The sequence below is a fragment of the Burkholderia sp. BCC1999 genome (assembly GCF_905339975.1).
In the GTDB taxonomy this organism is placed as follows: domain Bacteria; phylum Pseudomonadota; class Gammaproteobacteria; order Burkholderiales; family Burkholderiaceae; genus Burkholderia.
In genome coordinates this window covers 1-698 of sequence record NZ_CAJPHP010000066.1, presented here as the reverse complement: position 1 = coordinate 698, position 698 = coordinate 1, and the positions used below count along the sequence as shown (strand labels likewise).

1 protein-coding gene is annotated in these 698 nt (G+C 64.2%); it reads left to right on the top strand.

Going from position 1 to position 698, the window contains the following annotated elements; genetic code table 11:
- Window positions 1-698: ABC transporter ATP-binding protein (locus U5809_RS34575; protein ID WP_322089852.1), on the top strand; the 698-nt coding region annotated here is incomplete at both ends.

Here is a 698-nt window from a genome sequence, read left to right as displayed (position 1 = left end):
TGTTCGCGCTGCTCGGCAGCTCGGGCTGCGGCAAGTCCACGCTGCTGCGCATGCTCGCGGGGCTTGAAACGGCGACCTCCGGCAAGATCTTCGTCGACGGCGAGGACCTCGCGTCGCTGCCGCCGTATCGCCGCCCGGTGAACATGATGTTCCAGTCGTACGCGCTGTTCCCGCACATGACGGTCGAATCGAACGTCGCATTCGGCCTGAAGCAGGAAGGCACGCCGAAGAACGAGATCAAGGAACGCGTGGCCGATGCGCTCGCGCTCGTGCAGATGAGCAAGTACGCGCAGCGCAAGCCGCATCAGCTCTCCGGCGGCCAGCAGCAGCGCGTCGCGCTGGCCCGCTCGCTGGTCAAGCGCCCGAAACTCCTGCTGCTCGACGAGCCGATGTCGGCGCTCGACAAGAAGATCCGCCAGAAGACCCAGCTCGAACTCGTGAACATCATCGAGAAGGTCGACGTGACCTGCGTGATGGTCACGCACGACCAGGAAGAGGCGATGACGATGGCCAGCCGCCTCGCGGTGATGAGCGAAGGCAAGATCGTGCAGATCGGCGCGCCGGGTGAAGTCTACGAATTCCCGAACAGCCGCTTCTCGGCCGAATTCATCGGCTCGACCAACCTGTTCGAAGGCCGCGTCGTCGAGGACGAACCCGATCACATCTTCGTCGAGAGCGACGACCTCGAAGCGCGCATG